5 protein-coding genes are annotated in these 5,443 nt (G+C 72.2%); all 5 read right to left on the bottom strand.

From position 1 onward, the window contains the following. Positions 1 to 1,576: serine/threonine protein kinase (locus tag I5I_RS04615; RefSeq protein WP_036316982.1), on the bottom strand; the 1,576-nt coding region annotated here is incomplete at its 3' end. Then, positions 1,573 to 2,073: a hypothetical protein gene (locus tag I5I_RS04610; protein WP_036316979.1), complete on the bottom strand. Its 501-nt coding sequence runs from the start codon at positions 2,071 to 2,073 to the stop codon at positions 1,573 to 1,575. The genes I5I_RS04615 and I5I_RS04610, both read right to left, overlap by 4 nt. Before the next feature lie 150 nt (positions 2,074 to 2,223). Beyond that, positions 2,224 to 3,138: a DMT family transporter gene (locus tag I5I_RS04605; protein WP_036316976.1), complete on the bottom strand. Its 915-nt coding sequence runs from the start codon at positions 3,136 to 3,138 to the stop codon at positions 2,224 to 2,226. Next, a complete protein-coding gene (gene recR / locus I5I_RS04600; RefSeq protein WP_036286253.1) occupies positions 3,138 to 3,731 on the bottom strand; it encodes a recombination mediator RecR in 594 nt (197 codons plus the stop codon). The genes I5I_RS04605 and recR overlap by 1 nt, the downstream gene beginning before the upstream one ends. Positions 3,732 to 3,734: 3 nt before the next feature. After that, positions 3,735 to 5,443 (bottom strand): DNA polymerase III subunit gamma/tau (locus I5I_RS04595; RefSeq protein WP_036316973.1); only part of this gene is annotated, 1,709 nt, incomplete at its 5' end.

Raw genomic sequence — 5,443 nt, 5'->3', positions numbered from 1 at the left:
CAGCACGTCGACATCCGGTCCGGTCTGCACCACCCGCGGCGCTCGGATGAACGTCGCCGACACGGGGGTGTCCGACGGCCACACGAGAGGAGAAGCCGGCGGCAGACAGCACGCCCTGTGCCTCTGCCGGCACCATCCCCGTCACGACGGGAACAGTATTGAGGCCTGACGCCGCGCGCAGCGCGATCACGGCGCCCGCACGGACCTCGTCGCCGGCGGCGGGCACCGAGGCGAGCACGGTGTCGCGCACCGCGGGTCCGTCGTCGCGGCCGATGTCACCGACCGTCAATCCCGCCCGCTCCACCGTGCTCACCGCCTCGTCGACCGTGAGCCCTCGGACATCCGGGACCACGCGGCGCGCGCTCACCGCCGCAGTGTCGGCCGGTGATGCGCTCGGGGCCGACGTCGCCGTCGCCGTCGCGGCGGCGCCCGCTGTCGCGATCGGGTTCTCCGGCGTCGAGGCGGCCATGGCCGACCAGCCGGCAGCGGCGGTCACGGCGGCGATGAGTCCGGCGGCGATGAGAGGCGCCCTCCACGCCCCGCGCGTGTGCGAGAGAGGTGCGGGCGGGGGCCCCGGTGTGGAGGCGAGGGGCAGCCCGCTGCCGCCGGTGGGGACATCGCCGCCCGGCAGCGGCGTGCGATACACCCGTGTCGCCACCGTGGGCGATGCGGCCATCGCCTCGCCCGGCCCCACGTCGACGACGGCGTCGAGAGCGGCGCGCATCGCGGCGGCATCGGGGTATCGATCCTGCGGGCGCTTCAGCATGGCGGTCGTGACGAGCCGGTCGACAGCCGGCGGGATGCCGCGACGACGCGCCGACGGCACCGGTGGGGGCGCCGACAGGTGCGCGCGGACGACTGCCGCAGTCTCGCCCTCGAACGGCGAACGTCCCGTCAGCGCGAAGAAGAGCGTGGCACCGATCTGGTAGATGTCGCTCGCTTCTCCGACCGCCTCACCCGAGAGCTGTTCCGGCGAGGCATAGGGAACGCTGGCGACGACGCCCGCGTCCGCCCCTTCGGATGCCGCACCGCTCAGCAGCGGGTCCGCGCCGCGCGTCGTGCGCCCCGGGACATCGGCCAGACCGAAGTCGAGGAGCCGGATGCCGCTCACCGTGCCGTCCGCGTCGACGCTCGCGCTGGAGCTGAGCATGATGTTCGATGGCGTGATGTCGCGGTGGACGACACCGCCGGCGTGCGCGGCGCCGGTCGCGTCGAGGACGGCGGCGAAGACGGCCACGGCATCCACGATGGTCAATGGCCCGCGCTCTCGTACGTGGTCGGCGAGAGTGACGCCCTCGACGAGCTCCATCGCGATCCATGCAACGGGTGGATCACCCGGCGCGAGACCCGCGTCGTAGACCTCGGCGATGTTCGGATGCGCGATCGCCTGCGCAGCCCGCACTTCTTCGAAGAACGCCTCCCAGGCGACCGGTCCGACGGCCAGATGCGGGTGCAGCAGCTTCACGGCGACGCGGCGCCCGTGCCGTGTGTCATCGGCTTCGAAGACGGCGGCCGTGCCGCCGCTTCCCCGGAGCTTCCGGAGACGGAACCGTTCGGCGATGAGGCCGTCGCTCATTGCAGGATCAGCGGGTCCACCGGTGCCGGCCGGCCGCGCCCGAGGTCGGTGCCGCGCGACGCGGTGGCGGCCAGCTCCTGCATGAGGCGCACCGCGAGAGCCGCAGCGCTCTCGGCGGCCGAGCGCTTCTCGTAGCGACGAGCGCCCATCATCACGAGCGATCCGCGCGCGCTGACGAACCACCCGGTGCTGCGCAACCGGGGCGCCGGACTGGTGTGGATCTGGAACGTCGATGCCGCGCGCAACAGCTGCGCCAGATCGATGCGGGCCGCCCCCTCATCGGTGAACACACGGCATCCCCGTGCGATCTCGCGCCGGTTCTCGCTCACCAAACGCCATGCGACGGCGGGCTCGAGGGCCGGCAACGGCTCCTGACCACTCGCGAAGGGCCCGACGCCCGGATGCCCGGATGCGATCTCGGCGACGACGCGCATCCACTCGGGGGCGCTCTTGTGCGAAGCCGCGGGAAAATGCGCGTAGAGAAGACGCGCGGACATGATTCTCCCTTTCGCGACACCGGAGGTCGTGCACACGGCCGCGAGGGAAGAGTGGCGGTCCGAGGCGACAGCGACCGGACGAACCGGTGAACGCCGGGCGTCGATCCAGCGGACGAGGGGTAGCGCGTCGAGCCGGAGACGTTCGCGACCCTAGGGCGCGTACGGCGGCGCCTGACGTCGCAGACGCAGCCGACCTCCCGTCGCGGCGAACCAGCAGCCGACGAGCACGAGCGGAAAGCCGAGCAGCAGCCCCGGCGACAACGGCTCGCCGAGCAGGAGCAGGCCCAGCAGGATCGCGACGACCGGGTTGACGTAGGTGAACAGCGGCGCACGCACGGGACCGACCTCGCCGATGAGCGCGAAGAAGCCCAGGAAGGCCAGCGCGGTGCACAGGATGCCGAGGGCGACGAGCGACAGTCCGCTGCGGACGGTGGGAAGCTCGTGCTGGGTCAGCAGCGCGAACGGCAGGTAGGCGAGGCCGACCGCGAGCAGGGACAGGGTGATGGTGCCGAGCGCGGGGACGTGAGCGAGCTTGGTGGCGATGATGAACGGCGCGATCGCGTAGAGCAGGGCGACGAGCAGGACCTGAGCGATGGCCCCCAGCGCCTGCGCCGGCTCGGCGACGGCGAGGCCGGGGCCGGCGACGATGACCACCAGGCCGGCGAAGCCGACGACGAGTCCGACGGCGCGGGCCGGACTCAGAGCGGACCGGTCGCCGCGCACGAGGGCGATCCCGGTGGCGAACAGCGGGACCGTCGCCACCAGCAGACCGGTGAGCCCGGACGGCAGCGTCTGCTCCGCGTGCCCCAGCAAGAAGAAAGGCCCGGCCATTTCGATGGCCCCGAAGGCCAGCACCCACGGCCAGAGCGCCAGCGCCGGCCGAAGGGCTCGGCGTCGCAGGGCGATGGGCAGCAGCACCGCCGCGCCGAGAAGGGTGCGGCCCGCGACGACGGCGGCCGGTGTCAGCGAGTCGACCGCCTCTTTGATGAACAGGTACGGGATGCCCCACAGCACCGCCATCAGCGCGTACAGCGCCCAGGCACGACCGGAGACGGCCGGCGCCATCAGACGGCCCGGCGCCCCTCGAAGGCGCGCCCGAGGGTGACCTCGTCGGCGTACTCGAGGTCGCCACCCACCGGAAGACCGGACGCCAACCGGGTCACGCGGATCTCGAGGGTGTGCAGCAGCCGGCTGAGGTAGGTCGCGGTGGCCTCTCCTTCGAGGTTCGGGTTCGTCGCGAGGATGACCTCCTGCACCGTGCCGTCGGCGAGGCGCTGCATCAACTGTGTGATGCGCAGGTCGTCGGGTCCGATGCCGGCGATCGGGCTGATGGCGCCGCCGAGCACGTGGTAGAGCCCACGGAACTCGCGCGTGCGCTCGATGGCCGAAACGTCCTTCGCATCCTCGACCACGCAGATGAAGGTCTGATCACGACGGGGATCGCGGCAGATCGCACAGCGTTCCTGCTCACTCACGTTGCCGCAGATCTCGCAGAAGCGCACGCGTTCGCGAAGCTCACCGAGCAGGTGCGACAGACGCGCGACGTCGAACGTCGGAGTCTGAAGGATATGGAACGCGATCCGCTGCGCCGACTTCGGCCCGATGCCGGGAAGGCGGCCGAACTCGTCGATGAGGTCTTGGACGATGCCGTCGTACATGGCTTAGCTGAACCTCGTCGGCGGTGTGTACGGCTCTTCGCGCACGAACGTCGCCCCCAGCACCTGGCGGACGACCGCCTCACCGACGCGTTCGATGCCGCCGGAACGGGGTGCGCGGGGCGGCGAAGGGCGTTCGACGGCGACGGGCGCGCGCGGCGGCAGCGGAGCGTCGTCCAACGGCGGCGGGAACTCGTCCTCGTCGGGGGCGTCGTCGTCGGTGTGCGTGTACTCCGTCGTCGCGGGCAGCACGGTGCCGTCCCGCGGGATCGTCAATGTACGCACCGTCTCGGCGGTGGCGTCCTCGGGTTCTTCGTCGACTGCCAGCCCGACCGCGGCAGGAGCAGCGGTGGCCAGAGCGGAGGCCGCCGTCGCACCACCCGCGGGCGCGCTCGGCGCCGAAGCCTGTGGCGCGGGGTCGCTCGGAATCCGCGCCACCGCCCACTCCGTCACCGGCGCGGCAGCGGACGATGCGATGGTCGGCGTCGATCGAGACCGCTCGCCGCCGTCGGAGCGGGTCGCTCCAGAGGAGCCGCCGTCGGCGCGAGGCCCGCCGGCCGGTGGAGTCGGAGAACCCGAGGCGGGCGGCTCGGCGGTCGCATCGGCGTCGAACCGCGCCACGTACTTCACGCGGATGCCGAGAACCTCACGGATCGCACCGCGCAGGTCTTCGCTGGGGCCCTTGCCCGCCGCGAGCTTCTTGAACGCGGCGACATCAGCCTGGGTGCGGAAGCTCAGCGTCAGCACGTCGTCGGCGAACGCGACCGGGGTGGCGTCGACGGCGATCATCCACGACGATCGGCTCACGGGCTCCAGACGCTGCAAGATCTCGGGCCACGCGTCACGTACCTGCGCGACGGTGACCGGACCGCTCGGCACGACCGGCGCGGGCGCGGGCGCGGGCTCGGGCTCGGGCTTGGGCTCGGGGCGTTTCGACTCGCTCGCTGCGCTCGCTCGCTCAACGACCGGAACCACCGGCGCCTCGGGGGCGCCCGACACCGCGGGAGGCGCGGCGGGCACCGCGGCGGCGGCATCGGCGGTGTGGGCCAGCACCCGGGCCACGAGCAGCTCGAGCTGCAGGCGCGGAGACGTCGCCCCGCTCATGTCATCGAGGGCACCGACGACGAGATCGGCGATGCGCGAGAGACGATCGGTGCCGAAGGCAGAGGCCTGACGGCCCATCCGCTCGAGCTCGTCGGCGGGGACGCCGCGCAGCACCGCCCCGGCGCCCTCTCCCGTGGCGGCCACAATGATGAGGTCACGCAGCCGTTCGAGAAGATCGTCGACGAACCGTCGCGGATCCTGCCCGGTCTGCACGACCCGATCGATGGCAGCGAAGGCGGCGGCCGCGTCGTGCGCAGCGAACGCGGTGACGACCTCGTCGAGCAGTGCGCCGTGGGTGTACCCCAGCAGTGCGACGGCGCGCTCGTACCGCACCGTCGCCCCGTTCTCGCCGTCCACGGGGTCGGAGCCGGCGATGAGCTGATCGAGCAGCGACAGGGTGTCGCGTGGCGAGCCGCCGCCGGCCCGCACCACCAGCGGAAGCACGCCGGCTTCGGTCTGCACCCCTTCCTGGACGCAGAGCTGTTCGACGTACTCGAGCATCGCCGCGGGAGCGACCAGGCGGAAGGGATAGTGGTGGGTGCGCGAGCGGATCGTGCCGATGACCTTTTCGGGCTCGGTGGTGGCGAAGATGAACTTGACGGCTCCGGCGG

This window comes from Microbacterium sp. B24 (assembly GCF_000333415.1).
Lineage (GTDB): Bacteria > Actinomycetota > Actinomycetes > Actinomycetales > Microbacteriaceae > Microbacterium.
The sequence above is the reverse complement of the archived record's forward strand: the minus strand, read 5'-3'. Positions and strand labels throughout refer to the sequence as shown.

Coding starts and splice junctions, on each gene's coding strand:
- I5I_RS04610 (WP_036316979.1), bottom strand. CDS start 2,073: ATGTCCGCGCGTCTTCTCTACGCGCATTTTCCCGCGGCTTCGCACAAG.
- I5I_RS04605 (WP_036316976.1), bottom strand. CDS start 3,138: ATGGCGCCGGCCGTCTCCGGTCGTGCCTGGGCGCTGTACGCGCTGATG.
- recR (WP_036286253.1), bottom strand. CDS start 3,731: ATGTACGACGGCATCGTCCAAGACCTCATCGACGAGTTCGGCCGCCTT.